We start from the raw sequence: 25,962 nt of genomic DNA, 5'->3' as shown, positions 1-25,962 counted from the left end.
AGCCCGGCGACCAGGATCGAAGTGCCCTGGACGTAGACGAAGAACTGGGAGAAGAAGAACGACGACCCCATCAGCGCGAACCCCACCACGACCATCGCCGTGTTGGACACCGTGAACAGCCGCTGCCGAAACAGCCGCAGCGGCAGCATCGGCGTCGACACACGACCCTCGACCACGACGAACGCGGCCAGGAGCACCAGCCCGGCGGCGAAGCTCCCCAGGATCACCGGCGAGGTCCAGCCACGCGAACCACCCTCGATCAGGCCGTAGGTCACAGCGCCCACGCCCGCGACGGACAGGACCGTCCCGGGGACGTCGATCGGCGGCGCGCTCGGGTTGCGGGACTCCCCCAGCACGCGCAGCCCGGCCAGCAGCAGGACCGCCCCGATGGGCACGTTGACCAGGAAGATGGCGGGCCAGCCGAAGGCCTCCACCAGGATCCCGCCCGCCAGCGGCCCGGCGGCCAGGCCGATGCCGCTGAACCCGGCCCACAACCCGATCGCTCTGACGCGCTCCCCCGGCGCGGGATACGCGGCGGCGAGCAACGCCAGCGAGGCGGGGCTCAGCGCCGCGGCCCCAACGCCCTGCAGCACCCGCCCGGCGATCAGCCAGCCGATCGAAGGCGCGAGCGAACACACCACCGACGCGGCCGTGAACACCACCACCCCAGCCAGGAACACCCGCCTGCGGCCGAACCGGTCGGCGAAGACGCCGCCCGACAGCAGCAGCATGGCCACCAGCAGCACGTAGGCGTCTACGATCCACTGCAGGCCGGTCAGCCCGGTGTGGAGCCGCTGCTGCATGTCGGGCAAGGCGGCGCCGACGATCGTGTTGTCGAGCAGCACCATGAACTGACCTGCGCAGGTCAGGGTGAGCAACGCTTTCACGCAAATCCCTTCTAAAGCAGTTAATGACTGGTCTCACGCTTTTGAACGCGGTCAATGGTGTGCGGGATCTTCTCCATGCTCGGTCACTGGTTCGCGTCCGCTTCGCCGACCTGGGCGACCAGCGGTTCTGGCGCACCGACCTGCACCCCTGGCAGCTACGGGCCGCAGTTCCGCCGAGGTCACTTCATCGGCACGCATGGCGGCCGCGTCTTCTTCGGCCGATCGAAAAGTCGATTCCATGAATGTGCACCCTAATGGCCTGCCACAGGTGCTCGAAAACCCGAAAAAACTGCTTCCGAGATGTCGCGTCCCAGGTCAGAGGGGTTAGCGATGGGGAGGCCATGAAATGGCGCTCCGCACAATGAGATAGATGTCTCCATGCTCATCGGCGCATGGCCATAGCGAGCGGGATTTGTCCAGTAGCGGAATAGCTCTTTTAAAGGCTTCCCATGTCAACGGGTGCTGGCCAACAGATGTTGACATCGAGCGCGGTTAGTCAACAGTCGCTGGCATACGACGGAAGGAGCACACCAGCACCGGCCACCCGGAGGGCCAGCGCCCGCGGACTTCGAAGAAGCTGAGACACCCCTCGAGCTGACCGCGGCCGCCGACGTCTAACCAGCAAAGACAGGACCCTCCATCACGGCAGCCCCGGATAGCAGGTGGTCGAGTTCGTGGGCGACCAGCCGGGCCAGACGAGCTTGCCCTCCTTGGCCGCCATCGTGAGCGCGGCCCGGAGCCGGCCGGCTCGATCAGCCGATCGGTGGTGCGAGGTATTCCAGCGCATAACCGTCGCCGGAGTGGGTTACGCGGGCGATGCCGGGTGAGTCGAGGTGGGCGCCGGCTACGAAGTGGTGTGGCTGGGTCAGTTGGTCGAGGAGGGCCGCTCGCGCGGCGCGGGCCTGGGACTGGTTGCCGTCGAGCTCCCAGGACACGTTCGGCTGATCGAATTGGAGCGTGGGAACGTGAACGGTGTCGCCCCAGACGAGAAGGTGGCCGGTGCCGCTCCTGACGTCGTAGACGGTGTGACCGGGTGTGTGGCCCGGTGTCGGGATCGCGGTGGTCCAGTCGTTGATCGCGACCTTCTCCGACACGGGTACGACCCGGTCGCGGATCGGCTCGAGCCGCCCCGTGAACACCGAGGTGTCACCCGCGCCGATCCACACGCGCTCGAGTTCGGTGAACGCCTCTGAGCCGTCCGGCGCGATCAGGCCGCTCACGTGGTCTTCGTGCTTGTGGGTGATGGCCACATCGGTGACATGCGCGCGGTCGATTCCCGCTTCGTCGAGCGCGTCGTAGATCAATCCCATGGTGGGGTCGTGCCAGGCGTTGGACGCGCCGGTGTCGATGAGAACCGACCGCGTGCCGTCGGTGACGAAGAAGGCGTTGACCGACAGCCGCAAGTTGTCGCCGGCCAGCGGGACGGCGGCCGGCAGCTCGTCGAGCGTGCGCCCATCCTCGTCGCGGAGCCGTGTCGGCGGCATGTCGATGTAGCCGTCCCGTAACGAGATCACCTGCAGATCGCCGAATTCGAACGTGGCATGGTGCCGGCCACTCGAGATCAAACGCATGGAACCTCCGTCGTGTTGAGCGCACATCGCTCATCTCCGATAGAAGACTCTATCTTCTTTAGGAGAAACCCTACACTGTGGGCAGCAAGGCACCCATCGATCGAGGAGCACGGTGGTCGAGCAAGACGAACCACAGCACGGTGACGACCTGGCCGGCGCGTTCGGCGGTAACGTGCGGCGACGCCGCGAGGAGGCGGGCCTGACGCTGGAGCAGCTGTCCACACAGTCGTCGGTCAGCCGGGCGATGCTGTCCAAGGTCGAACGCGGGGAGAAGAGCCCGACGATCGGCGTCGCGTCGAGGATCGCCCACGCGCTCGACGCGTCGCTCTCGGACCTGATCGGCGCGCCGGCTGCTGCCGCGTCTGGTGTGGCCATTGTCATGCGCAAGAACGATCGCCCCGTTTTCCGTGACCCGGAAACCGGCTTCGAGCGGCACATGGTGTCAGCGGCCCCGGGCGCGGGAGGAGCCGAGATGGTCGTCCACTACCTCCCCGCGCAGGTCTCTACCGGCCTGCTGCCCGCGTATCCGCCGGGTACGGAGAAACAACTCGTGGTGCTCGAAGGCACCCTCACCGTCGCGATCGGCGGGATCAGCGAGACCCTGAACAGAGGCGACTCCCTGTTCTTCCAGGCCGACGCGGACCACGGCTTCGCCAACCGAACGAACGCTCCCTGCGAATACATCATGGTCATCTCGCGCAGAACCTGACCGGCCGCAGCTTGCGGGCCTGGACAAAGCCGCCTGCGTGGCCGAGGCGTCCTGCAACGGTGTGGATGTCCACACAGATCTCTTCCGGCACAATCGGTGTGGTCTTGTCCGGCGGCAAACCGCCTGGACCACGTTCCGGTCGCTGGTCGGCCGCGCCGAGGGCAGCGGGGGAACTTGTGGGGTGCCTGGCCTGCACGGGAGCGCGTAGCGGACCCACGCCCTGACCGCTCAGGTGCTCCCGCGCCTGGCCGTAAGGAGATCCGCCACCCCACCCTGCCAGCTCCCGGCCGCGGCGGGCACCTGGTCCTGCTCACCGGCCACGACCACGGCATGTGCACATTGGCAACGCTTCCGGCCACACCCGACTGCCCGCCTTGTAGCCAGGGTCGTTCGCGATCATCAGAACCGGCAGGTAGGTCAACGGCAGGGCGCCAGCCCGGCCAGGCCGAAGACGCGTTCCATGGTGGTGAACCTGACCCGCCGCATCACCAGCCACGCGACCAGGCAGAGCCCCACCACGCCGACCCGCCTGCCCTCGGTGAGCAGCTCCTGCACCTGGCCCTCGGCGGCCGTGGTCAGGTCGGTGCCCTGTCGTCTTGCACAGCCAGGCGTACCAGCTCCACGCTGGAAGCCGCGGCCTGCGCCGTCGCGCCGGCCTTGAGCGCGTAGTCGTGATCATCCCAGGCCGGGCTCGCGCACCCGGTGATGTCAAAGGTCGGCCCATCACGGCGACGGACGGGCATGCTCGGGCGGCGGCCGGAATCTCCTACCGCGAAGGAGTCAGCGAAATGACCGACCGTATCTCCATTCCCTGGGGACCTCGCATGCCATACGGGCCCACGGAAGACTGGCCGGCCCGCGTGGACGGTTACCTCGAAGACGGTCTGACCGAGGCCGAGGTCGAGTCGTAAGCGCAGTCGGCCTCGATCCTGCACTCCAACGGGGACGCGATGGACATGGCGGTCAAGGACGGCCGCATCGTCGGTGTACGCGGGCGGGCGGCCGACCGGGTCAACCACGGCCGGCTGGACCCCAAAGACCTGTACGGCTGGCAGGCCGGCAACAGCCCCGACCGGCCTCCGTCATTTCCCTACAGGTGACGCGGGAAGCCCGCTACCCGCTGGCGCTGTCGGCGGGCTGCGAGGCCGGGTCGGCGACGGCGCGCGAGGGCAGCTTGACCGCCGCCGGGACGCCGAGCGCGGCGACGCCCGCGAGAAGCAGCAGCGTGGGCCCCATCGCGCCACTGAAGGCCGCGGCCGTCCACCGCCATCCACCGTCACCGCCCTGTCCGGTGGCCAGGCCTGGCGCGATGAGCGTGATCGACGTGGTGGCCAGGGCGATGCCCAGCGCCGGGCCGATGTTCATGATGGTCTGCTTCAGCCCGCCGGCCACCCCCGAGTCGTCGGCGGACGCCTGTTGCACGACGACGGCCGTCGCCGTGACCATCACCGTGCCGAAGCCGGCGCCCAGCATGAGGAACGCCCCCATCATCGCCGGTGAGGCCGCCGACCGGTCCACGTCGGCCAGCAGCAGCATTCCCGAGCTGACCAGGGCCATTGCCGCCAGCGCCGTCCGGCGGGGACCCTGCCGCCGCAGGAGCACGGCGGCGACCGGCGCGCCGACCACCATCATCACCGCCAGCGGCAGCACGCGCAGCCCGCTCTGCAGCGGGTCCAGCGCCAGGACCTCCTGCAGGAAGTAGCTGCCGACGAACAGCGCCCCGAACATCGCCGCGGAGGCCGCCAGCAGGACGGCCAGCGCTGCGGTCAGCGCCCCCGACGCCAGCACATGCCGGGGTATCAGCGGATGGGTGGCGACCCGCTGGTGCTGGACGAACGCGCCGCCCGCCACGACGGCCACGGCCAGTCCGAGCGCGGTGCCCACGGTCCATCCCGTACGCGGTACCTCCACCAGAGTGTGGACGAAGCACACCAGAGCCGCGGCCAGCAGGCAGGCGCCGGTCAGGCCGAGCGGGGCGGTGCGACCACCCGCACCGGTGCCGGCCTGGGCGCCGGTGCCGGTGTCGAGCGGTGCCGGCAGGCGGACGGCCAACGCGGCCACGCCGATCGCGAACGCGGGGGCGACGTTCAGCAGGAATACCGAGCGCCAGCCGAAGTGAGCGGTCAGCGCGCCGCCGACGAGTGGACCGGCGGCGGCCGCCAGGCCGATGGCGCTGCTGCGCACCGCGATGGCCATCGGGAGCCGGTCGGCCGGGAACGCGGCACGGAGCATCCCAAGGGTGGCCGGTTGCAGCAGCGCGCCGAAAAGTCCTTGGGCGACCCGCAGGCCGATGACCCAGACAATGTCAGGCGCCAGCGCGATCGCCGCCGAGGTGGCGGCGAAGCCCAGGGTCCCGGCGGCGAAGACCTCGCGGTGACCGTAGCGGTCGCCGAGTCTGCCTGCGAGGACGAGCAGGGCGGCCACGGCGATGAGGTAGCCGGTGCTGGTCCACTGGACCTGCGCGAAAGAGGCGTGCAGGTCCTCTTGCAGGGCGGGCTGGGCGATGGTGAGCACGGTTCCGTCGAGGGCCACGATGACCGCCCCCGTGACGCTGGCGGCCAGCGTGAGGTGGCGGCGGCGTCCCGGCGTCACCGCGGTTCCGGCCCTAGGTGCGCCTCCACGGCGGCCCGCAGCAGCGGTTCGATCTCTGCCGATCCGGTGGTCACTTGCAGACTGCCCCAGGCCCACAGTTGAGCGATGCCGTGCGCGTTCGCCCACAGCACGCCTGCGGCGACCCGCGGGTCCACGCCCGGCCGGAGGCCTGCCCGGGTCAGCAGATCCATTACGACGTGGAACAGCGGCAGGCTGGCTTCCCGCAGGCCCAGATGGTTGCTCTCGAGCAGGTCGTGGCGGAACATCAACTCGTACATGCCGCGGTTGGCCAGTGCGAAGCCGAGATATGCCCGGCCCAGCGCCGTCAACTGCGCGCGCGGATCCGCCCGGCCGTCGCCCAGCGTCCGGGCGACCTCGGCGCCCAGGGCCGTGAAGCCCTCGCGGGCAATTGCGGAGAGCAGTTCCAGGTGGGTGGGGAAGTAGCGGCGCGGTGCGCCGTGTGAGACTCCGGCTCGCCGGGCGATCTCACGCAGTGACAGCGCCTGCGTCCCCTCGCGGGTCACCAATTCCACCCCGACCTGTATCAGGCGGGCACGCAGTCCAGCGTCAACCTCATGCATAGACACTGTCTACCATTGCCACATAGACAGTGTCTATGCATGAGGACCCGGGATGCTTCCATGCCCGCTGCGGGGGTAAGACCTCGAGACCACGGCAGGTCGTGGACGCCGATGGTCAGCCGAAAGTACGGGTCCGTACCCTCGCCGACATGCTCCACCCCGCACGGCCAGTTCTTCCACCTTGCCGCTCGTGCGGTTCCAGACGGTCGTGGGGTGACCGTTGTCCAGGAACGCCCGCCAGTGCTCTTCCAAACCCTCGGTCATACCAACCTCGGGGAGCGTGGGTGGGGCCGCGCGAGGCTGCGCGCCAACCCGCTCACCACTTTCGGGCGCGGCGCCGGCCACCGTCACCGCCATCTCCACGACCAGCACCGGCTCCACCACTCCGGTGATGGGGAGGCGCCTGTGCAGCTTCTGAGCGGCCTGGCGGAGGACGTACGTCTGGCGTTCCTCCTGATAGAGGGCCTGCACCATGAAGCCGCGAGGCCGGCCGGAGAGGGAGTCTGGACGCCGACCGCGCCTCCCGATCCCGTGCCGCCGAGCGGGCTCACCTGACCACGTCGACCGATTTCGCGTAGCCGGCTACTGGCGGCGGAGGGAGCCGATGGCATCGGCGAGCAGGTCGATGCCCTCGATGACGGCCGGTTCGGTCAGGCTGCCGTACCCGAAGACCAGACCTTCCGGTCCCGTCCTCTCCACCCAGTAGGGCGCCAGGCCGTAGACCCCGAGGCCGCGTTCCAGCGCTGCACTCGTCACGGCGGCCTCGGTGAGATCGGGCGGCAGCCACGTCATCACATGGAGGCCGGCGGAGACTCCGATCGGTACGAGGTCCGGCACCCGCTCGGCGAGCCGGCCGACGAGCGTGTCCCGCAACTGCCGGTACCGCGGCCGCATCCGGCGCAGGTGCCGATCGAACTCACCCCGCGCGACGAAGTCCGCGAAGGTCAGCTGGTCGAACACCGGCGAGCCGCGATCGTCGATCACTTTGGCCGTCGACATCGGCTCGACCAGACGGCTCGGCAGGATCAGCCAGCCGAGCCGGAGCCCGGGCGCCAGCGTCTTGCTCGCCGTACCGGCGTAGACCACGGACTCCGGGGCCAGGCCCTGGATGGCGCCGATCGGCTCACGGTCGTACCGGTATTCCGCGTCGTAGTCGTCCTCGATGACCAAGGCATCATGCTTCGTGGCCCACGCGACCAACCCGGCTCGCGTCTGCGCCGAAGCCACCGCGCCGGTCGGGAACTGGTGGGCCGCGGTCACCACGACGGCGTCGGCTCCCGACCGCTCGAGCGCCTCCACATCCAGCCCGGTCTCCAGCACCGGTACGCCGACCGTCTCCAGCCCCGCCTTCCTCGCGACGTCGCGAAGCTCGTTGTCGGACGGGCTCTCGACCGCCAGCCGGCGATACCCGGCAGCCGCCAGCACGTGCAGGAGCAGCCGCGAACCTTGGGCGAAGCCGTTGCAGATCAGCATGTTCTCCGGCCGCGCCGACGTGCCGCGGACTCGGTTCAGGTAGTCGGCCAGGGCCTCGCGGAGTTCGGCGGTGCCGCGCCCGTCCAGGTAGGCCAGGGTCCTGTTCGGCGTCTCGTTGAGCACCTTGCGGATCGACCGCAACCAAGCGGCGCGAGGGAACTGGGAGACGTCCGGCTTGCTGTACTTGAAATCGATCCGGGGCGCCCCGCCGGTTGTCGCGGTGCTCTTCTGCTCCACCTGGATCCCGGTCGCCGCCGGCGCCACCTGCGTGTAACCGCCGGTCCGGCTGACCAGATACCCCTCGGCCACCAACTGCTGGTAGGCCTCGACGACCACTCCCCTGGACAATCCGAGATCCGTCGCGAGGGCGCGAGTCGCCGGCATCACCGCGCCGGCCCGGAGCAGCCCCTGACGGATCCGGTCCCGGATGCCGCTCTCCAACTGCTGGTGCAGCGGCACGGACGAGTCGCGCCGGAGCTCGACGAGCAGCTCACCGATGCCCGAATTGGTCCTAGATCGACTCATAGAACTGGACCTTATCGAAGTACCGCTTCGCTGTCAGGGTGGTGAGCACCCCCACTTGCGACAGGAGTACGACGATGACCACCACCGCTCTCACCCTTGAACTGCTGCACCCGGGAGAGGCCGGGTACGACGAGGCGCGAACGGTCTGGAACGCGATGATCGACCGGCACCCGGCCGTGATCGCCCGTTGTCACGGCACCGCCGACGTCGCGGCGGCGGTCCGCTTCGCCCAGGCCAGGGACCTGGAGATCGGAGTCCGCTGCGGCGGCCACAACATCGCCGGACTCGCCGTACCCGAGGGCGGGCTGATGATCGACCTGACGCCGATGAACGAGGTCCGCGTCGACCCCGAGCGGCGGCTCGCCTGGATCCAGGGCGGCGCCCTGCTCGGCGAACTGGATCGCGCCGCGCAGGAGTACGGCCTGGCCACCACGGCCGGCAATGTGTCGCACACCGGCGTCGGCGGCCTCACCCTGGGCGGCGGGATGGGCTGGCTCGCCCGGCAGTTCGGGCTCGCCTGCGACAACGTGGCCTCGTACGAACTCGTGACCGCCGACGGCGACATCGTGACAGCGAGTGCGACCGAGAACCCCGAGCTGTTCTGGGGACTGCGCGGTGGCGGCGGCAACTTCGGCATCGTCACCTCGTTCGAGTTCCGCTTGCACCAGGTCGGCACCCGCACCCTCGTCGCCGAGTTCACCTACGCCTGGGAAGAGGCCTTCGCCGTACTGCGAGGCTGGCGCGACCTGAACGCCACCGCGCCCCGCCAGGCCACCTTCACCGCGAGCATCAGCGGCCAGGAACTGACCATCGGCTTCGTCTGGGTCGGCGACCCGGACGAGGGCGCCGAGCTGGTCGCGGCCTTCCGCGAGTTCGGCACGATAGTTGCCGAGAGCGTCGAGGAGCTGTCCTACCTGACCCTGCAGAGCCGCGAGGACAGCGTGCAAGGACATCGGTTCCGCCGCTACTGGAAAGGCCACTACTTCAAGTCTCTGCCCGACGAGGCGATCCGCGCCCTGCTCCGCAACCCCGGCATCGGCGCCAGCCTGCAGGCGTACGGGGGCGCGATCGCCGAGGTCGCGGACGACGACGCCGCCTTCAGCCACCGCGACACCCAGTTCGAGTTCGTCACCGCCACCCGCTGGGAGGACCCCGCCGACGACGCCGAACGGATCGCCACGATCCGCGCGTACGCCGCCACCCTCGACCCGTACGCCGGCGGCGCCTACGTCAACACCCTCAATGGCGAAAGCCTCAGCCGCGCCTTCCCGCCGGCCAAGCTGGCCCGGCTGACCGCGCTGAAGAACACCTATGACCCGGCCAACGTCTTCCACCTCAACCAGAACATCCGGCCGACCGTCTAGCGCTTCTTGTCCAACTGCTCCAGGCCCCATCGGGACCGGTCCTGGACCGCGGGCAGGATGCGGAAGGCTAGTCCGGCTCGAGTGAGCTCACCAGGAACAACCGCAGGGCGGCTCTGATCCGGTCGTCGCCTGATCAGCCCACGTGATCGTCGCCGGAGCTGTGCCGGGCGGTGGCGATCGGCTCGAGCCCCGCGAGCAGCTCGTCGAACTCGTCCGCGTTGAGCGCGTCGTACGGCGGCGCCGCCAACTCGTCGGTGAGGGCCTCGATCCGCGCCTTGGTCGCCCGGCCGGCGTCGGTGAACCCGCCGGCGGCGTCCACGAGGCCGCGGCCGCGCAGCCCGTCGACGACGGTGGCCAGCTGTGCCTCGGGCAGGTGGTGGGTCCGGCCGAACTCCTCCGCCCGCATCCCGAGGGAGAGAGCGAGGAGGACGTGGGCATCGGTGCCGCCGATGCCGTTGGCGACGAGGGCGACGTTGTGGCCGTCCCCGCGATGCTCACGCAGCAGCGTCGCCGCGTGCCAGAGCCTGGCCACGGGCTCTTCGGGCACGTCGAGTGCCCGCAGCCCGGCGTACAGGGCTCGGCCCTCGGTCGGCGCGCTGACCGCTGCTCGGGTGGCGAGGTCGGCGACCCGCACCAGATCCGGGGAGTCGGCGAGCTTCCCGATCATCTGCCGCAGCGCGGCGGCGCTGCTCCGCTCGCGCACGGCGATCGCCTCCTCCGGGCTGATCTTCCCCCAGACCCACGGGATGTGGCGCGCCACCTCACCGTCCGCGAAGTTGTAGAAGACCGCGTGCACCACCTCGGCCGGTGCCAGTCCCAGCGGCGCGGCCCGACCCGCGAAGTATCCGTCCCAGTAGTTGCGCATGCCGAGGGCCAGGAACGCCTTGTTCGCCACCTCGGAGAAGGTGACGGTGGCGATCGGCTCGACGAGCTCGAACATGCGGTGGACCTTGGCCTTTGGGTGCGGCATCGGTGTCTCCTGTGGTCGTGACCGCGCCCTCGTGGGCGGCCTCTCACCCTAGCTACGAACAACCCGGCCCGGATTCGACACCTCCGGTCGATAGGATCTTGATCCTTCGATGAGGAGACGGCCGGCAAGCCGGAGAGACGAGGCGGAATGAGGCCAGAAGCCGAGACGATGCGCGACATCGAGCGGCAGCGCCTGCGTTCGCTGGTCACGAGAGACATGGCGGCTGCGGACGTCCTGCACGCGGATGACTATCAGCTGATCACTCCGCGGGGCATTGCGCTGTCGAAGGAGGAGTACCTGGGCCGATATCGCCTCTGGACAACTTCGCTACCAGGTGTTCGAGGCCGTCTCGGACATCGCCGTTCGCGGCAGCGACCAGTTGGCCATTTTGCGGTACCAGGCGCGGATCGGCGTTTCCGCAGATCATGGAGACCCTCTGTTCCTTACCTGCTGGCATACCGATTGCTATGAGCTGCGCGAGGGACGCTGGCAGGCCGTGTGGTCGCAGGCAACCGCAGTGGACTGATCTTTTCCGACTTCGGTGAGCTGCGAGGACGAACTGAACCAGAACGCGTCCCTACTCCCGTGTGAGAGCGGCGCGTACCCCTGGAAGCAGCCGCGGATGAGTACACCCGGCCAGCAGCGGTCCCACAGCTGACGCTTGCTTTCAGCGTTCCTGTAGGGGCGAGGCATGGACGCCGAGGGCAAGGTCGGCGTGTGTTCGGGCGTCGGCGGACCACTGGGGGGCGTTCCACTGGTCGGCGATCACGGCGGCCTGGGCGAAGTGGGCGGCGGCCTCTTCGTCGCGGCCGAGGAGGTCGGCGAGTTCGCCGAGCGTGTGGGCGACCGGGCGCAGCGCCAGCGACAGGCTCTCCGCGCCGGCCGGGGGGCCTTCACTGTGGGGAAGAAGGTCCTCGTAGATCTCTTCGGCGGCGTCGCGGTCGTTCAGTGCGACGATCGCCATCGCGCGCAGGCTCGTCAGGAAGGTGAAGAAGAAGTCGGGCCGGACCGGGCTCGACGCGCGGGTCCGGCGTGCCTCGTCGCTGCGGCCGGCGGCGTAGAGGGCGAGCGCGAGCAGGTCGGCGACCATCGGGCCCAACTCCTCGTGGAGAACGCGCACGTCGTCCAGATGGTCGCCGAGCGTGCCGTCGTTCAGCCGGATCGTCGCCAGCGCGAGGGGGAGGAAGCCGGCGTGCACCGAGCCGGCGCGTTCCATGTGTGCGGTGGCCTCGGTGTAGAGGCGCTCGGCGTCGGCGAACCGGCCTTCGATGAGCACCAGGGTCGCCAGCGCGATCTCGGCGGCGCTGATCGCCTCCGGCATCCGGTAGGCGCGGGCGAGGTCGAGCGCCTCCCCGGTCACGCGGCGCATGGTCGCCGGGTCGTTGGCCACGGCGGCGCTTCCGGCCTGGTTGAGCAGCCCGGTCACGCGGTAGACGGGCAGGTCGTGCTCGACGCCGATCTCCACCAGCTCGCGGGCGTACTCCTCCCGACCGGGGTCGCCGGACAGGACCAGGAGCGCCGCGGCCCGGAGGCGGGGATCGGTGGCGAGGTCGAGTGCTTCCCGCGCCGCCGTCATGACCATCGGATCATCCCCTCCCACCAGCTCGTTGGCGTACGAGATGAGGAGGCTGGACCGCACGTCGGGGGCGAGGTCGGTCCGCTTGAGCAGGCGGCTGAGGCGGTCGACGACGGGACGGTCGACCGTGCCGTACCTGTGGGCCTGCCAGGGGGTGGGCTCGGTCCAGGCGGTGAACGCGGCGATCACCAGGTCGTCGCGGCCGATCGACTCAGCGTACTCCACGGCCTGCTCGCGTGTCTCCCTGGCCGCGGCGACGGCCCCGGCCCTGATCTGCGCACGCAGCAGCCTGCCGAGCAGGCCGACGCGCTCGTCCGGTTCGCTGGAGTTGGCGACGGCGTCGGTGAGGAGCGCGGCCGCCACGTCGTGGGCGTAACGCGCCTCGGCCAGCTCGGCGGCCCGTACGCAATAGCCGACGGCCTTCGGTGATCCCGCTCGCGCATAGTGATGGGCGAGCGCCGCGACGTCGCCGGTGCCCTCCAGGGCGGCGGCGATCCGGGCGTGCATCCTGGTGGCCCGCAACCGGCTGACATCGGCGACCAGCGTGTCCCTGACCAGCGCGTGAACGAACCGGACGCGCCCGGGCCCGGGCTCGTCGAGCAGCCCGGCGATGACGCCCGCGTCCAGCGCGTCCAGCACGCCGTCCTCGTCGGAGTCGGCGGCCCGCACGAGCACGTCCACCGAGCTTTCCCGGCCGGCCACCGCCGCCAGCCGCAGGACGGACACGCCGCTCTTGGGGAGCCTTGCGAGCCGGCGCCGCAGCACGTCCCGTACGCCCTCGGGGACCTCGGAGAGCGCGACCAGCGCGCCCTCGCCGTTCAGCAGCCGCGCGCTCTCCCGCACATAGAACGGGTTGCCGCCGGTCCGCTCGGCGATCCCGGCCACGGTCGCGTCGTCGGCCTCGCACTCGGCGCGTACGAGCTCCGCGACGGCGTCGCCGTTCAGCCCGGGCAGGTCCAGCCGGAGGGGCGCGGTGCGGGCGAGGGACCCGAGCGTGTCGGTGAGGCGCTCGCTCTCGTCCGCGCGGTACGCCGCGACGACCAGGATCGGGGCCCGCACGCCGACGCCGCCGCCGAGCAGTTCCAGCGTGGCGGCGTCCGCCCAGTGGAGGTCGTCCAGGACGACGGCGACCGGCCGGTCGGCGGCGGCCGCCGCCGCGAGCCAGTTCCACACGGCCTGCCGCAGCCGGAACCGCCCTGCCGTCGCGTCACCGCCCACTGGCGCGGAGTCGGAGAGCAGCGGCGCCAGGTCGGCCGCGAACTCCCCCGGAGGAACACTCACAGCCACCTTCCGCAGCGCCTCGACCCACGCCCACGCGGGCGGCGCGCTGTCAACCTCGGGACAGCGCCCGGCGGCCACGAGCCACCCGTCCCGTCCGAGTCGCGCGCCGAGGTGCTCCAGCAGCGCCGTCTTGCCGAGCCCCGCTTCCCCGGTGACGAGCGCGACGCGCACGCCATCGGTGGCGGCCTCCCCGGCGGCCGCCAGCAGCGCCGTAAGCTCGCCCTCCCGCCCCACGAACGTCGTCGCGCCGGGCCCGTTGTCCGAAGGCCGCGGCGCGGTTGCCTGGGGCCGGGGCGTGGCCGCGCGGGAGGGAGGGACAGCCGCGCGGAGGACGTCCGTGCGCTGGGTGAGGATCGCCTCTTCGAGGGCCACCAGGTCCGGGCCGGGGTCGAGGCCCAGCTCCTCGGCGAAGACGGCGCGGGCGCGGCGGAGCGCGGCCAGGGCGTCGGCCTGGCGGCCGCTGCTCCACAGCGCGAGGGCATGCATGCGCCAGCCCTCCTCGCGCAGGGGAGCGTCGCGGGTGAGGCCCTCCGCCTCGGGCACCACCGCCGCGGGGTCGCCGAGCCGCAGTCCCGCCGCGATGCGCAGTTCGCGGGCGACCAGGCGCAGCTCGGTCAGCCGGGCGGTCTCGGCGGCGGCCCACGACTCGTCGGCGACCTCGGCGAACGCGGGGCCGCGCCACAGCGCCAGCGCCTCGTCCAGGCGGGCGCGGGCGTCATGGGGATCGGCGAGCGTACGGGCCTCGCCGAGCAGCTCCTCGAAGCGCCATGCGTCCACCGCCGCCGGCGGCAGCCGCAGCGCGTAGCCGGGCGACGCGCTCACCAGCAGGCGGGCCGGGGTCCGCGGCGGGCGGCCGGGTTCCAGCAGGCGGCGCAGGTTCGAAACGTACGCCTGTAACGACGTCAGGGCGCGCGACGGCGGTTCGCCGCGCCACAGGTCCTCGATCATCCGGTCGACCGGCACGACCTGCCCGCGCGCCGCCACCAGCAGGGCCAGCACGCCGCGCTGCCGCGGTCCGCCGAGAGGAACGGACTCACCGCCGGCCTCGGCCGCGAACGAGCCCAATACCCGGATCAACACCATGACGCGACACATCGTACGCGCGGCCGCCTCACGCGTTCCAACTCGGCTCCAAGTGCCTTCCAAAACCCCGGGAGCAGTCTTGAGCACGCCGAACAGATGAAGGGCAGGAACAGATGAGCGTCAACACCCAGGACATGGAGATCGTCCACCGCGCCTTCCGCCGCGAGTCGCGGCTGCTGATGGAGCTCGTCGCGGCGGTCGCCCCGGGCGACACCGCTCGCGCCAAGGTGATCGCCCGCCACATCAGCCGCGTCCGCGCGGCCTGACCAGACCCCAAGACCCCACGCACGACTCACCAAGCTCACCGAAGACTCGCAAGGAGAAGAAACCATGTCACTGAAGAAGATCAACACCGTCCTGGCCGCCGCCTTCATCCTCTTCATCCTCTGGTTCGGGACGGAGTTCATCCTGAGCCCGGAGACGACCGCGCCGACTTTCGGCCTGCCGAACTGGCCGTCCGGCGACGGCGGCGGCTTCCTGATCGTCAAGGGAATCCGCGACGTCGTCATGGCCCTGGTCCTGGGCATCCTGCTGGTGACGGGCCACCGCCGGGCGCTGGGCTGGGCGCTGCTGGTGGAGTCCCTCGCCGCGTACGGCGACATGACCACCGTGCTGGCCCACCACGGCTCCGTGACCACCGCGTTCGGCGTTCACTGCCTGACCGCGACGCTGATGGTGGTCAACGGCCTGCTGATGCTGCGCGAGACACGCAAGGTCGCGGCCGCTCCGGCGACGCCCGCCCCGCAGCCCGCCTGATGCCATCGCCCCGCCGAGGGGACAACTCATGCTCGGCACCATCGCCACTGTGCTCGCCGGACTGATCGGCGCCGTGGTGATGCCGGCGATCACTGTGCTCCTGCTCGTCGCGTGAACCGCGTGGTCCGGCAGGTGCATTTCCGAGAACGTGAAGAAGGAGACGACTATGACGATCAACGATTTGCGCGGTGTTCTCAAGGGGCGTGTGCTCCTGCCTGGTGACGACGGCTTTGATCAGGCGGCCACCGCGTGGAATCTGACCGTCAGGCAGCCGGTGGCGGCCGTGGTGGAGGCCGCGGATGCCGATGACGTAGCGGCGCTGGTGCGTTACGCGCGGCGGTCGGGTCTGACCGTGACCGCGCAGCCGAGCGGGCATGGCGCCTCGGGTGATGTGGAAGGGCTGATCCTGTTGCGTACCGGCTTGCTGAACCCGGTAGCGCGCCGGGGGTCAGCGTGACCGGCTACACCCTGGGCGGCGGGGTCGGCTGGTTCAGCCGCACATACGGCTTGGCCTCCGACAGCGTGCGGGCCATCGACATCGTGGACGCCGATGGCGAGCCGGGCCGGGTGAGCGCCGAGTCCGACCCCGAGCTGTTCTGGGCACTGCGCGGCGGTGGCGGCGACTTCGCGATGGTGACCGCCCTGGAACTCCAGCTGTATCCCGTACCGGCCCTGTACGGCGGACGCGTGATCTGGCCGGAGCACCGGACCAGGCAGGTGTACGAGGCGTTCCTGGAGATCACCGCCGAGGCGCCGCGTGAACTCAGTGTCTGGATCAACCGGCTCCACCCCCCCGGCGCGCCGCCGCTGGTCACGCTGGACCTGGCCTACCTGGGAGAGGCCGCTCAAGGGCAGGACCTGCTGGCACGCGGCCGATGCGACACGCGCCAAGCAGGCCGAGGTCGTAGCCGACCTGGAGGCCTACATCAGCGGCCGCAAGCCGTACACCCTGCTGTCCCCCGGTGAAACGGCGGCGAAGTCCTTCTCCGGCGGCACGCTCGCGCGGCTGCGGGAGATCAGGCGGGCCCGTGACCCGCACAACGTGTTCCGCGCCAACTACCCGGTGCACGGATAGACCGGCTCCGCCGTTGCGCCGCCCACGGCCGTCAGGTCACTCGACCATGATCTGATGGGTGGCCTTGGCCGGCCCGGCCGTGGCCTCCCCCGACCACAACGCGAGGTAGCTGTACGTGCCGGCGATGGCGGGCGTGTCGGTGAACGTGTACGTGCCGTCGGCGTTCACGCTCACCGGCGGCAGCTTGACGCTTCTACCGCTGACGTTGCCGACGTACACGCTGCGCTGCACGGTGAGCGTTGCCCCCGGCGAGGGCGGCTTGCCACCCGCCATCAGCACGCCGGTCAGCTCCATGGCCGTGCCGACGACGCCTGACTGCGGCCCGTCCATGGTGAGGGTGGATCTGTGCCTGACCGTCACGGTGACGGAGGCGCTGCTCCGGCGGTAGTGGTCGTCGCCGTCCCAGAACACCAAGTAGGTCACCTCACCGATGTCGGGCGGCGTGTCCTCGAAAGTGAACGTGCCGTCCTTCTGCGTCCTCACGCCGGTGATCGGCTCTTTCGTCCCGTCGACCGGGCGCCGGGTCACCGCGAGCGGCTTGAGCCCGAGCGCCTTACCGTCGGTGCGGGTGAGCCGCCCCTCGACGGTGAGCGGCGAGCCGACATACGTGCGCGCCGGGGCCGTCACCGTCAGGTTGGACGTCGGCAGCGCGACGCCCGTCACCCGCCACAGCAGCAGCCGGTCCGCGGAGTTCCGCAGCAGCACGAAGACGTCCGGGCCGGAGAACGCGACGCCGTCGGCGAGCAGTTCGGCGTCCGGCTGGTCGGCCGCGAACATCGCCGCGCCGGTCGCGGCGTCGTAGAGCGTGAGGTCGGTGCTGCCCCACTGGCGTCCCGCGGCGACGTAGGCGCCGCCCGAGCCGAGCGCCACGGCCGACGGATACCCGTCCCAGCCGTCGCCGTAGGTGCCGGTCGCCGCCAGGGTCGTGGTGTCGTACCTGGTGAAGTGGCCGGGGGTGTCGGCCGCGGAGAACAGGGTGGTGCCGTCGGAGGTCAGGGCGAGGTCGCGCAGGTAGTCCATGCGCCACTTCTTGCCGTCGATCGTGCCGCGCAGCTGCGGGGTGGCGCCGCCGACGTCGTGGACCAGCATGTCGGCGTGGTGCAGGCTGGTCCGGCCGACCACGAGCGTGTCGCCGGCGGCCGCGAGCACGGGAGCGCGCAGGTGCTCGCCCCCGACCGCCACCGGCGCCGGTGTGGCCGCGCTCAGATCCAGGCCGACGACGCCGCCAGGGCCGGTGTCGCACCGCGGACGCCGGACAGGCCGGTGACGACGCCGGTGAGGTTTCCGCCGGTGTCGGCCACGATGATCCGGTCGTCGGCGGGGACGAACACCCGGCCGCCGCCGACGGCCAGGTCGGCGGTGTAGGAGTCGGAGGTCACCCCGAGGTCGGTCGTGGTGTCGGCCGCCGAGGCGGCGGAGGCCGCGACAGTGAGGAGGCCGGCGATGGCCATCACCTTCGCGTCGCCGTCGATGGGCGCGGACATGGACGATGGGAGAAACTCCGGCGCGGCCTCGAACCAATGGTCCTGCGGTGGCATCCAACAAGATCACAGCGCCAGAAGGGACTCATGTGATCAGCTGCTTGAGCGGCACTGCGGGGCAGGCGACCATGTCACCGTGGATGGGCCGTTCGCCAGGCGACCGGGGCCGCGCATGACGCAGGGTGCCCTCGCAGCCGTGAGCGTGTCCCCGGCATGGTGATCCGCAAAAGCGCCCCACGTTCCACGCAGCGAATCGACGTGACCCGCCTTCCCGAAGACGTCGTGGCGCTCATCGACGCCCTCGAACCTGGTGAGAACTTGGTCCTGACGCGTGACGGCGCGTCGATCGCGACGATCTCCAGCACCATTGACGTGGTCCAAGGCGCCATCGTCGATCGCGACGCGCCGGATGAGGCCAACGATCAAGCACCGATCGACTACGAGAGCGTGACAGTCGTGGCCACCGCGATGGAGCTGTCGACCGCGGCTCGGGTTGCGCTGTCCGCCCAGCTCGGGGCGGACTACGTAGTGCTCGATATGCATGCGGCTCCCGCGACGACCGATGTGCTGCTGGTACCTCCAGGCAGCCCGCAGCTGATCGCAGCGCTGCGATCGATGTTCCCGAAAGCTCGCGTCATCGTCACCGAGATCGAGGACCACGAACTGGGAGTTCAGTACCACGGCCCGGTCCGACGCCTGCTCGACGCCGGCGCTGATGCGTATCTACCTCCGGCGACCCTCCCGCTCCTGGCCAGGCAGCTTGACTACACACTGAATCAGGGGCGCGAGATCGTCGGCGGGGCCGCGACACCACTGCAGATCACACCGTCCGTGGAGCCGGCAGATCCAGACGACGAATGACCCCGCGCCTCTTCACCGGGCCGTCGGGTGGCGGATCAGCGTAGCGATGGACCCGTCGCCCAGGTGATGCACGGGCTCGGCGTCGACGCCGACCGAGCCGACATCCCCCAGCGCATCCTCGCTGAAGGTGTGCCCGCCTGGCCCATTCACACCGGCACCGAGGTCGCCTCATGGCATCACGACGAGTCGCCTGCCTTTGAGGTCGGTTCGCTGCCAGGCGGTCTCGATGTCGCTCAGCGGGACCTTCTCCACGTCGAAGGTGAGCTCGCCGGACCGCGTCCACGTCACGATCTGCTGGTACACCTCGTCCATGGTCTGCGGGTCGAGGCCCTTGGCCGCGCCGTAGATCTCCACGCCGGAGGTGCGCAGGCTCGACCCGGCGAGGGCGAGCTCGCTGCCGGCCGACTCGCCGATCTGGACCACCCGGGTCGGCTTGCCGAACGCGAACGACCGCGGCACCAGCGCGCGCAGCAGGATCTCGCTGGGCCTGCCCCACAGGTAGTCCACGACGACGTCGTAACCGTCTCCCCTGGCGTCAAGGTACGCCTGCGCCAGCGCCTCGTCGGAGACCGCGGTGTTGATCACCGTGTCGGCCCCGATCGCCCGTACCTCGCGCAACTGGTCGTCGTCGCGGCCGGTGGCGACGATCCGGCCGGCGCCCAGCAGCCGGGCCACCTTGACCGCGAGCCGCCCGGCTACCCCCGTGGCGCCCTGCACGAGCACCGTCTCCCCGGGAACGAACCCCGCGGCCGCCTTCATCGACATGGCGGTGGTGGCCGAGGCCATCACGGTCCCCACGGCTGGATCGATGCCGTCGGGGATCGGCATGTAGGAGCCCTGGGGCGCCACGGCCTTCTCGGCGAGCGCGCCGTAGGGCGGGCGGATGTTGCCGAACCCGACGAGCGTGCCGTCCGGGAGGGCGCCGATGCCATCGAAGGCAGGGATCATCGGAAACCGGCCGATGTACTTCTCGCCGGCGTAGTGCGTACCGGCCGCGATCGCCTTGTCGACGTTCTCGACGGCGACCGCCTTGACGTCGATGATCACCTCGCCGTCGCCGGCCACCGGATCGGGGAAGTCCTCATAGCGCGGGATGCCGCCGAGCTCGTGGAGCACCGCCGCCTTCATCCCAGCTCCTGACCGAACAGGCGGGCGATCCGCGTCTGCCACGCCACCAGGACGCGAGGCGGACGGGCCGGCGAGCGGTTGAACCCGTGGTGGTGCGGACGGTGGTGCATGAGCGAGTGCCGCCACCCATGGCCGTGGCGGGCCTGGCCCTGATGCCCGGTCGGCCGCTCGGTGTGCGCGGGAACCCCCGGAATGCGATGGGTCGCCCGGTGCAGCAGGTCGCGAAGCGAGTGCCGGTGTCTCATCGGTGCCTCCTCTGACGCATAGCTCTCTATCACTGATAGAGGACTCTATCACTGATAGGGTGCGAAGGGGAGGTACGGAATTGGCTCTGGACAAACAGCGGATCGTCACCGAGGCCGTCGCGCTACTGGACGCCGAGGGTCTCGACGGTGTGACCACGCGCAAACTGGCCGCCCGGCTCGGCGTACAGTCGCCGACCCTTTACTGGCACATCCCGAACAAGGCGGCGCTGGTCACCGCGATCGCCGAGGCGATTCTCGAGCAGCAGTTCCCCGAGCCGGCGTCGCCCGCGCCGGAGGAGTGCTGGCAGGACTGGCTGATCGGCCTGGCCGAGCGGCTGCGGCGCGCGTTGCTGGCCCACCCGGACGGAGCCCGGATCATCTCGGCCTCCCAGCTGTCCCTCAAGATGGCCGCCATCTCCGAACTGGCGATGAGCACACTGGTCGGACGGGGCATTCCCTTGCGGCGGGCCCGCCTCATCGTGTTGACGGTGTTGCGCTTCACCGTCGGCTACGTCCTGGAGGAACAGGCCGGCCGCCCCGACGCGGACGCCCTGGACGGCTTCGACATGGCCGCGTACGCCGCGGCGTACCCCACCGTGATGGCTGGCGTGACAGAGTACTTCCAGCCTGGCCGCACCGTCGACGACCTGTTCCGCGATTGTCTGGAACAGATCATCCATGGTCCTGCGGCGCAGTCCGGCCCCACCTCCTGACCGGTAAGGCTCTTGGGACCATCCAGCCGAAAGCCCGCGCCTCTCACCATCGCAAGGTCAGCCTGGTTGTGGGTCGGCGGCGGGGACGTGGGAGTCGTAGAGCCGCTGGAGCAGATGGTTGAGCCGCTTGCGTTCGGCGCCGCTCAGGGCATGCAGAAAATGGTCCTGCTCGGCGGCCGCCGCGTCGGCGACCATGATGAGGAGGTTGTTTCCCTCTTCGGTGAGGGTGATGATACGGCGGCGGCGGTCGGTGTCGTCGGGGCGCCGTTCGATGAGGTTCGCGGCTGCCAGCGAGTCCAGGATGAGCACAATGTTGCGTGCGTCCATCGCGACCAGCTCGGCCAGGCGCCGCTGGGAGGCGGGTTCGTGCTGTTTGAGCGCGACCATGAGGGTGTATTGGCCCTGGGTCAGATGATGCTCGTTCAGGAACGCCGTCCAGGAGCGTGCCGTGAGCGAGCCCAGGCGCGCCAGCAAGAAGCCGGTGCCGCGTTCGTAGACGGGCCGTGTGCTGTCGACGCTCATGGACGCCAGACTACCCGTTAGACATGGCACATGTCTTTTGATAGACATGCGACATGTCTATCGAACTGCGAGACTCCACCGTGCCGATCGGCGATCTCTCGCTGCACGTCGTCGAGTCCGGGCCGACCGAGGGGCGGCCTTTCCTGTTCTTGCACGGCTGGCCGGAGTCGTGGCGTACATGGCTGGGAGTGATGGAGGCCGCGGACGGCGCGCGGCCCGGCGTGCGGATCATCGCCATCGACCTGCCTGGCATCGGCGAGTCCACCGGCACGGTCGGCGGCTCGAAAGTCCGGCTGGCCGAGACGGTACACGCTCTCGTGCAGCACCTTGGGCTCACCGGCATGACCCTGGTCGGCCACGATGCCGGCGGGACGGTCGCCTACGCCTACCTGCGGCAGTTCAACGACGTCGAACGGGTCGTCATCATGAACACGGTCATTCCCGGCGTCGACCCCTGGAGCGAGGTGCTGCGCAACCCCTACATCTGGCATTTCGGCATGCACACCGTCCCCCACCTGCCGGAGACCCTCGTCCAGGGACGCCAGGCGGAGTACTTCGACTACTTCTACGACGTGCTGTCGGCCGACCCCGGCCGGATCTCCGCCGACACGCGGGCGGCCCACGCCGCCGCGTACGGGGGCGATGCCGCGCTCACCGCCGGATTCGACCTGTACCGGGCCTTCTCGCAGGACGCCGTGGACAATGCCGCGTTCGCCGAAGCCGGTGCCACCGACACGCCGCTGCTGTACATGCGAGGCGACCGTGAGAGCGGCGACATCGACGCCTACGCACGGGGCTTCCGCGACGCCGGGGTGAGGAGACTGGCCACCGCGACGGTGACCGACGCCGGCCACTTCGCACAGGAGGAACAACCCGCCGGCGTCTGGCGGATCATCCGCGACTTCGCTCAACGCACCGCGAACTGACCTGGTTGGCGGGGACATGCCTGCCGGCTGACGCCGATCATTTGCAGCGCCAACGGCCGCCCGTCCTATCCAGCTGCCCCGGTCAATGCGCTGGCGTCCGTGCTGTCGCGCTCAGGTAGCCAATCGCGGGCGGGATCGTGTTCCAGCCACCGATTGCGCTCGGCCTCCGTCACGAAGGCGCTTGTCAAGGTGTCCAGCAGTGGGTGGCCGCCGTTGCCGCGCCAGAGCAGTGACCAGGCGTACAGCGGTGTGGGGTCGATCAGCGGGACCGAGCGGATCGCCGGGTGCGGCGGGAGGGGCAGGTCTGCGGGCAGCAGGCTGAAGCGGCGCGGGTCGACTGCCAGGTCGGCCAGCAGGCGGTCCAGTCCCAGGTTCGTGCCTTCGGCGTGCTCGTGGATGCCGAAGGCCGTGGCAAAGCGGTGCAGGAAGTCCAACCGGTGGAGCGCGCCGGGGATCCAGAGCACGCCGTCGCGCAACTGCGCCGGACGGATCGCGGGCGCGTTCGCCAGCGGATGATCGGCGTGGAGGATGGCGTCCACGGGTTCCAGCCGTACCAGGCGATGGGTCAGCCCGGCGGGCAGCGGCGCGTGGACGCGGCCGAAGGCGGCGTCGATGTCGCCGTGCAGCAGCGCGGTGATCACCGACGGCAGGTCGCGGCCGTGGCCGAGTTCCATCCGCGGCTCGCCGGTCGCCACCTGGGTCAGGGTGCGCATGGGCGCGTACAGGTGGCCCCACACGTCGATCCGCAGCGGGCGGTGCGTGTCCAGCACAGCCGCCACGGCCAGGTCGGCGGCGGCCAGCGCCTGCCGGGCCGGCTCCAGAAAACGCTGTCCGGCCTCGGTGAGGCGCACCCCATGGCCGCCGCGGTCGAGCAGGCGCCTGCCGAGCGTGGACTCCAGGCGGGCGATCCGCTTCGAGAGGGCCTGCTGGGAGATCGACAGCTCCTCGGCCGCGTGGCCGAAGTGCAGCTCTTCTGCCGCCTGTACGAACGCGCGCACCTGCGCCAGGTCCAAGTCCACGGCTGTCACCATAGGCGACAACTCATGGTTGTCGGCTCCTCGCGCCTGTTGTTGGATCAGGCGACCCGATCGCCGGTTTCATGGCCGCATGCGTAGATTGATCCCTACGGGAGATGCCTCGCGGCCGGTGGAGTTCGCCCAGGCCGCACAGCCCGTGCCCGCCCCGGACGAGGTGCTGATCAAAGTTGAGGCGTTCTCACCCAACCGCGGAGAGACATTTCTCCTGGAAACGCCGGAGCCCGGTCTGCAGCCGGGCAAGGACGTCGCAGGACTGGTCGTGCAGGCCGCCGCCGACGGCTCGGGCCCACCGGCCGGCAGCCGGGTGGTGGGCCATCCACCCATGGGCGGCTGGGCCGAGTACGCGGCCGTGCCCGCCCACTCGATCGCCGTCCTGCCCGACGGGCTCACCACCGTGCAGGCGGCCGCCCTGCCACTGGCCGGGATCACCGCGCTGCGGCTGCTTCGCACAGCCGGCGCCGTGACGGGCAGGCGGGTGCTGCTGACCGGCGCCTCCGGCGGAGTGGGACACTACCTGACCGAGCTCGCCGCCGCTGCCGGGGCGCAGGTGACCGCGGTGACCGCCACGGCGGAGCGCGGCGCGCGCCTGCGCGAGCTGGGCGCCGCGGCGATCGTGCACGACGTGGAGGAGACGGACGGGCCGTTCGACGTGGTGCTGGAGTCCACCGGCGGCAACGCGCTCCCGGCCGCGCTGGCCCGGCTGGCGCCGGATGGCCTTCTGGTGTGGTTCGGGCAGGCCAGCCGTACCCCTGCGACGGTGAACTTCTTCGATCTGCTGGCCGGGCCGCAGAACGCCGTGATCCGGCACTTCCACTACGCGGGCGCGCCGTACGGTCCTGACCTGGCCACCCTGGTACGTCTGGCGACCGGCGGGCGGCTGCACCCCGAGATCGGCCGCACCACCGACTGGAGCCGGACCGCCGATGTCCTGGTCGATCTGCGGGAACGCCGGATCCGCGGCAAGGCCGTACTGACGATCGGAGCATCGCGATGAGCGCCGCGGACTTCGCCGCCGCCAACTTGTCACGCGCCACCGGAGCCGGGCTGGATCCGCACGAGTACCTGCGCGTCACCGGTGAACTGACGGACCCGGACCAGTGGGGTGAGGCCTTCATGCGCGCCGCACGCGAGCACGTGGCGCGCGCCGGGCAGGCGGCCACGGCGATCTCAACGGGCGAGCACCTCCGGGTGGCGGCGCGCTGGTTCCACTTCGCCACCCTGGGACCGAACCGTCAGAGCGCGCTCGCGGCGGCCGAGGCCGACACCGCCATGGGACGGGCGCTGGAGTTGCTGGAGCCACAGGCGCGCCGGGTCGAAGGGCCGGGCTTCACCGGCTGGTTGCGCGGCCCGGCCGATGCCGGTGCGACGGTGGTGGTGGTTCCGGGGCTGGACTCCGGCAAGGAGGAGTTCCACGACGTCGTCACCGCCCTGCTGCGCCGGGGCCTGGCCGTGTTCGCCATGGACGGACCGGGACAGGGCGCACTCGCCGCCACCAGCATCGTCCGCGCCGACTACCACCACGTGATCGGCCAGGTCATCGACGCACTCGGCGCGCGGAACGTGGGACTCGTCGGGCTCAGCCTGGGCGGCTACTACGTCGCGGAAAGTACCGCTCGGGAGAGCCGCGTCGCGGCCGCCGTCACCGTCAGTGGCCCCTTCCGGCTGCGCTGGGACGTCCTGCCACCTCCCGTACGGGATCTCCTCACCCAGCGGGCCGGTGGCGAAGAAGCGGCCCGCCGCTTCGCCGGCCAGGTGGACCTGTCCGCCCTCGCCCCGCAGATCACCTGCCCGCTGCTGGTCATCGACGGCGGCCAGGACGTCATCCCGGGCGTGACCAACGGCGAGCCGCTGGCCCGCCTGGCACCGCACGGGCGCTACGTGTCCCTGCCACATGGCGACCACCTGCTCGGCAACGCCCGCCCCGACTGGCTGGCCACGGCCGCCGACTGGATCGCTGGAGCACTCGCATGACACGCTTCACCGACAAGACCGCCCTGATCACCGGCGGCACGAGCGGTATGGGACTGGCCGCCGCACACCGCCCCGTCGGATCGTTCCTGATCCCGGACTGCCGATATGGGCGGGGCATCGCGTTCAAAGCCACTCGGCCCTCGCGCACGGCCTCGGCGAGGTGAATTCCCTCGCGGTCCGCAGCGCGGCCCCGCCGCGTTCGAAGGGTGGTGCCTGGGGTGTTACTCAGCGGTTCGGCGACACGCTTGTGGTCGGTAACCCGGCCCACTAGGCGCTGCCCTCCGAGCGCTCGCCCGAACGGCCAGGCAGACCACGGACGGAACCGCCGACATCGCCGCGCTCGACGGCCGCCACGTAGCCGCCGTCCCTGCTGTGGTGCGACGCCATCCGGGCATTTCCGCGGATCGCCGCCACCCAGGACGGGCGCTTCCCCGGCCGTACCCGCCTGCCCAGGCCAGCCGTACAGGGTCGGGTCTTTCGCGTTCCCTTCGCGCTCGCCGCGGGCGGGCCCGTACGACTCGCCCTGGAATGACGGTCGCTGTCACGGTGCCGCTGTCAGGGCGGTGCGAGCGACGGTGAGGATCTCCTCGGAGAGGGGGGAGTCCTTGGTGGCGCGGGCCAGGACGAGTGCGCCG

29 protein-coding genes and 1 pseudogene are annotated in these 25,962 nt (G+C 70.5%); 15 read left to right on the top strand and 15 right to left on the bottom strand.

The window, feature by feature from the left end:
• Both LDL49_RS54370 and LDL49_RS54365 read right to left on the bottom strand, forming a co-directional pair.
• The coding region (locus tag LDL49_RS54370; protein WP_225302820.1) for an MFS transporter at positions 1-887 on the bottom strand (887 nt) is incomplete at its 3' end.
• A gap of 752 nt (positions 888-1,639) precedes the next feature.
• A complete protein-coding gene (locus LDL49_RS54365) occupies positions 1,640-2,458 on the bottom strand; it encodes an MBL fold metallo-hydrolase (RefSeq protein ID WP_225302819.1) in 819 nt (272 codons plus the stop codon).
• 112 nt (positions 2,459-2,570) lie between these two features.
• On the opposite strand from LDL49_RS54365, the gene LDL49_RS54360 reads away from it, so the two are divergent.
• Positions 2,571-3,167, top strand: a complete 597-nt coding sequence (locus LDL49_RS54360; protein WP_225302818.1) for a helix-turn-helix domain-containing protein — start codon at positions 2,571-2,573, stop codon at positions 3,165-3,167.
• Between the two features lie 417 nt (positions 3,168-3,584).
• On the opposite strand, the gene LDL49_RS54355 is transcribed toward LDL49_RS54360, so the two are convergent.
• Complete coding sequence (locus tag LDL49_RS54355; protein WP_225302817.1) at positions 3,585-3,722, bottom strand: hypothetical protein; 138 nt, start codon at positions 3,720-3,722, stop codon at positions 3,585-3,587.
• Between the two features lie 233 nt (positions 3,723-3,955).
• Between LDL49_RS54355 and LDL49_RS58005 the strand changes: the two genes are divergently transcribed.
• The gene (locus tag LDL49_RS58005; protein WP_263656703.1) at positions 3,956-4,078 is read left to right on the top strand and encodes a hypothetical protein; all 123 of its coding nucleotides are present in this window, start codon (positions 3,956-3,958) and stop codon (positions 4,076-4,078) included.
• 39 nt (positions 4,079-4,117) lie between these two features.
• Positions 4,118-4,267 carry a hypothetical protein gene (locus tag LDL49_RS54350; RefSeq protein ID WP_225302816.1) on the top strand — a complete coding sequence of 50 codons (150 nt, stop codon included), beginning with the start codon at positions 4,118-4,120 and terminating at the stop codon, positions 4,265-4,267.
• 13 nt (positions 4,268-4,280) lie between these two features.
• On the opposite strand, the gene LDL49_RS54345 is transcribed toward LDL49_RS54350, so the two are convergent.
• Entirely contained in the window at positions 4,281-5,759 is a 1,479-nt protein-coding gene (locus LDL49_RS54345) for an MFS transporter (protein ID WP_225302815.1), read from the bottom strand.
• On the bottom strand, positions 5,756-6,340 hold the full coding sequence (locus LDL49_RS54340) for a TetR/AcrR family transcriptional regulator (protein ID WP_225302814.1): 585 nt from the start codon (positions 6,338-6,340) through the stop codon (positions 5,756-5,758). The genes LDL49_RS54345 and LDL49_RS54340 overlap by 4 nt, the downstream gene beginning before the upstream one ends.
• 213 nt (positions 6,341-6,553) lie before the next feature.
• On the opposite strand from LDL49_RS54340, the gene LDL49_RS54335 reads away from it, so the two are divergent.
• Positions 6,554-6,895 (top strand): hypothetical protein, encoded by a 342-nt coding sequence (locus LDL49_RS54335; protein ID WP_225302813.1) that lies wholly within the window; start codon positions 6,554-6,556, stop codon positions 6,893-6,895.
• 27 nt (positions 6,896-6,922) lie between these two features.
• Here the strand turns inward: LDL49_RS54335 and pdxR are convergent, their stop codons facing one another.
• Positions 6,923-8,338: a MocR-like pyridoxine biosynthesis transcription factor PdxR gene (pdxR, locus tag LDL49_RS54330; protein WP_225302812.1), complete on the bottom strand. Its 1,416-nt coding sequence runs from the start codon at positions 8,336-8,338 to the stop codon at positions 6,923-6,925.
• Between the two features lie 74 nt (positions 8,339-8,412).
• On the opposite strand from pdxR, the gene LDL49_RS54325 reads away from it, so the two are divergent.
• Positions 8,413-9,702, top strand: coding sequence for an FAD-binding oxidoreductase (locus tag LDL49_RS54325; protein WP_225302811.1), 1,290 nt, complete (start codon positions 8,413-8,415; stop codon positions 9,700-9,702).
• A 133-nt stretch (positions 9,703-9,835) separates the two neighbouring features.
• On the opposite strand, the gene LDL49_RS54320 is transcribed toward LDL49_RS54325, so the two are convergent.
• Complete coding sequence (locus tag LDL49_RS54320; RefSeq protein WP_225302810.1) at positions 9,836-10,672, bottom strand: SCO6745 family protein; 837 nt, start codon at positions 10,670-10,672, stop codon at positions 9,836-9,838.
• 147 nt (positions 10,673-10,819) lie between these two features.
• Between LDL49_RS54320 and LDL49_RS59645 the strand changes: the two genes are divergently transcribed.
• The gene (locus LDL49_RS59645) at positions 10,820-11,143 is read left to right on the top strand and encodes a nuclear transport factor 2 family protein (RefSeq protein ID WP_372470733.1); all 324 of its coding nucleotides are present in this window, start codon (positions 10,820-10,822) and stop codon (positions 11,141-11,143) included.
• A 196-nt stretch (positions 11,144-11,339) separates the two neighbouring features.
• On the opposite strand, the gene LDL49_RS54315 is transcribed toward LDL49_RS59645, so the two are convergent.
• A complete protein-coding gene (locus LDL49_RS54315; RefSeq protein WP_225302809.1) occupies positions 11,340-14,612 on the bottom strand; it encodes an ATP-binding protein in 3,273 nt (1,090 codons plus the stop codon).
• Positions 14,613-14,725: 113 nt separating this feature from the next.
• Between LDL49_RS54315 and LDL49_RS54310 the strand changes: the two genes are divergently transcribed.
• The 3 genes and pseudogenes from LDL49_RS54310 (at position 14,726) to LDL49_RS58000 (ending at position 16,334) form a co-directional block, all read left to right on the top strand.
• The gene (locus LDL49_RS54310) at positions 14,726-14,878 is read left to right on the top strand and encodes a hypothetical protein (RefSeq protein ID WP_225302808.1); all 153 of its coding nucleotides are present in this window, start codon (positions 14,726-14,728) and stop codon (positions 14,876-14,878) included.
• A gap of 64 nt (positions 14,879-14,942) precedes the next feature.
• Positions 14,943-15,368, top strand: coding sequence for a DUF4267 domain-containing protein (locus LDL49_RS54305; RefSeq protein WP_225302807.1), 426 nt, complete (start codon positions 14,943-14,945; stop codon positions 15,366-15,368).
• A gap of 166 nt (positions 15,369-15,534) precedes the next feature.
• A pseudogene (locus LDL49_RS58000) lies at positions 15,535-16,334 on the top strand (FAD-binding oxidoreductase).
• A 145-nt stretch (positions 16,335-16,479) separates the two neighbouring features.
• Here LDL49_RS58000 and LDL49_RS54290 read toward each other — a convergent pair.
• A complete protein-coding gene (locus LDL49_RS54290) occupies positions 16,480-17,625 on the bottom strand; it encodes a hypothetical protein (RefSeq protein ID WP_225302804.1) in 1,146 nt (381 codons plus the stop codon).
• A 20-nt stretch (positions 17,626-17,645) separates the two neighbouring features.
• Positions 17,646-17,927: a hypothetical protein gene (locus tag LDL49_RS54285; protein ID WP_225302803.1), complete on the bottom strand. Its 282-nt coding sequence runs from the start codon at positions 17,925-17,927 to the stop codon at positions 17,646-17,648.
• A 210-nt stretch (positions 17,928-18,137) separates the two neighbouring features.
• Here LDL49_RS54285 and LDL49_RS54280 point away from each other — a divergent pair, with 210 nt between their 5' ends.
• Complete coding sequence (locus LDL49_RS54280; RefSeq protein WP_225302802.1) at positions 18,138-18,785, top strand: hypothetical protein; 648 nt, start codon at positions 18,138-18,140, stop codon at positions 18,783-18,785.
• Positions 18,786-18,797: 12 nt separating this feature from the next.
• Here the strand turns inward: LDL49_RS54280 and LDL49_RS54275 are convergent, their stop codons facing one another.
• From LDL49_RS54275 to LDL49_RS54265, 3 genes are read right to left on the bottom strand one after another with little or no spacing between them, the layout of a single operon-like run.
• Positions 18,798-18,935 carry a hypothetical protein gene (locus LDL49_RS54275; RefSeq protein WP_225302801.1) on the bottom strand — a complete coding sequence of 46 codons (138 nt, stop codon included), beginning with the start codon at positions 18,933-18,935 and terminating at the stop codon, positions 18,798-18,800.
• 18 nt (positions 18,936-18,953) lie between these two features.
• A complete protein-coding gene (locus tag LDL49_RS54270) occupies positions 18,954-19,913 on the bottom strand; it encodes a quinone oxidoreductase family protein (protein WP_225302800.1) in 960 nt (319 codons plus the stop codon).
• Complete coding sequence (locus tag LDL49_RS54265) at positions 19,910-20,158, bottom strand: hypothetical protein (RefSeq protein ID WP_225302799.1); 249 nt, start codon at positions 20,156-20,158, stop codon at positions 19,910-19,912. The genes LDL49_RS54270 and LDL49_RS54265 overlap by 4 nt, the downstream gene beginning before the upstream one ends.
• Before the next feature lie 80 nt (positions 20,159-20,238).
• Between LDL49_RS54265 and LDL49_RS54260 the strand changes: the two genes are divergently transcribed.
• The gene (locus LDL49_RS54260; RefSeq protein ID WP_225302798.1) at positions 20,239-20,871 is read left to right on the top strand and encodes a TetR/AcrR family transcriptional regulator C-terminal domain-containing protein; all 633 of its coding nucleotides are present in this window, start codon (positions 20,239-20,241) and stop codon (positions 20,869-20,871) included.
• 57 nt (positions 20,872-20,928) lie between these two features.
• On the opposite strand, the gene LDL49_RS54255 is transcribed toward LDL49_RS54260, so the two are convergent.
• Complete coding sequence (locus LDL49_RS54255; protein WP_225302797.1) at positions 20,929-21,393, bottom strand: MarR family winged helix-turn-helix transcriptional regulator; 465 nt, start codon at positions 21,391-21,393, stop codon at positions 20,929-20,931.
• Positions 21,394-21,446: 53 nt separating this feature from the next.
• Between LDL49_RS54255 and LDL49_RS54250 the strand changes: the two genes are divergently transcribed.
• Positions 21,447-22,319 carry an alpha/beta fold hydrolase gene (locus tag LDL49_RS54250; RefSeq protein WP_225302796.1) on the top strand — a complete coding sequence of 291 codons (873 nt, stop codon included), beginning with the start codon at positions 21,447-21,449 and terminating at the stop codon, positions 22,317-22,319.
• A gap of 65 nt (positions 22,320-22,384) precedes the next feature.
• On the opposite strand, the gene LDL49_RS54245 is transcribed toward LDL49_RS54250, so the two are convergent.
• On the bottom strand, positions 22,385-23,338 hold the full coding sequence (locus tag LDL49_RS54245; RefSeq protein WP_225302795.1) for a LysR family transcriptional regulator: 954 nt from the start codon (positions 23,336-23,338) through the stop codon (positions 22,385-22,387).
• A gap of 88 nt (positions 23,339-23,426) precedes the next feature.
• Here LDL49_RS54245 and LDL49_RS54240 point away from each other — a divergent pair, with 88 nt between their 5' ends.
• Genes LDL49_RS54240 through LDL49_RS54230 form a run of 3 tightly spaced genes read left to right on the top strand, consistent with a single transcriptional unit; the run spans position 23,427 to position 25,491 of the window.
• Positions 23,427-24,350, top strand: coding sequence for a zinc-binding dehydrogenase (locus LDL49_RS54240; RefSeq protein WP_225302794.1), 924 nt, complete (start codon positions 23,427-23,429; stop codon positions 24,348-24,350).
• Positions 24,347-25,327 carry an alpha/beta fold hydrolase gene (locus tag LDL49_RS54235; RefSeq protein ID WP_225302793.1) on the top strand — a complete coding sequence of 327 codons (981 nt, stop codon included), beginning with the start codon at positions 24,347-24,349 and terminating at the stop codon, positions 25,325-25,327. The genes LDL49_RS54240 and LDL49_RS54235 overlap by 4 nt, the downstream gene beginning before the upstream one ends.
• On the top strand, positions 25,324-25,491 hold the full coding sequence (locus LDL49_RS54230) for a hypothetical protein (protein ID WP_225302792.1): 168 nt from the start codon (positions 25,324-25,326) through the stop codon (positions 25,489-25,491). The genes LDL49_RS54235 and LDL49_RS54230 overlap by 4 nt, the downstream gene beginning before the upstream one ends.
• Positions 25,492-25,962: the final 471 nt, after the last annotated feature.

It is taken from the genome of Nonomuraea aurantiaca, assembly GCF_020215705.1.
Classification (GTDB): domain Bacteria; phylum Actinomycetota; class Actinomycetes; order Streptosporangiales; family Streptosporangiaceae; genus Nonomuraea; species Nonomuraea aurantiaca.
This window is presented reverse-complemented; position numbering and strand designations above follow the sequence as displayed.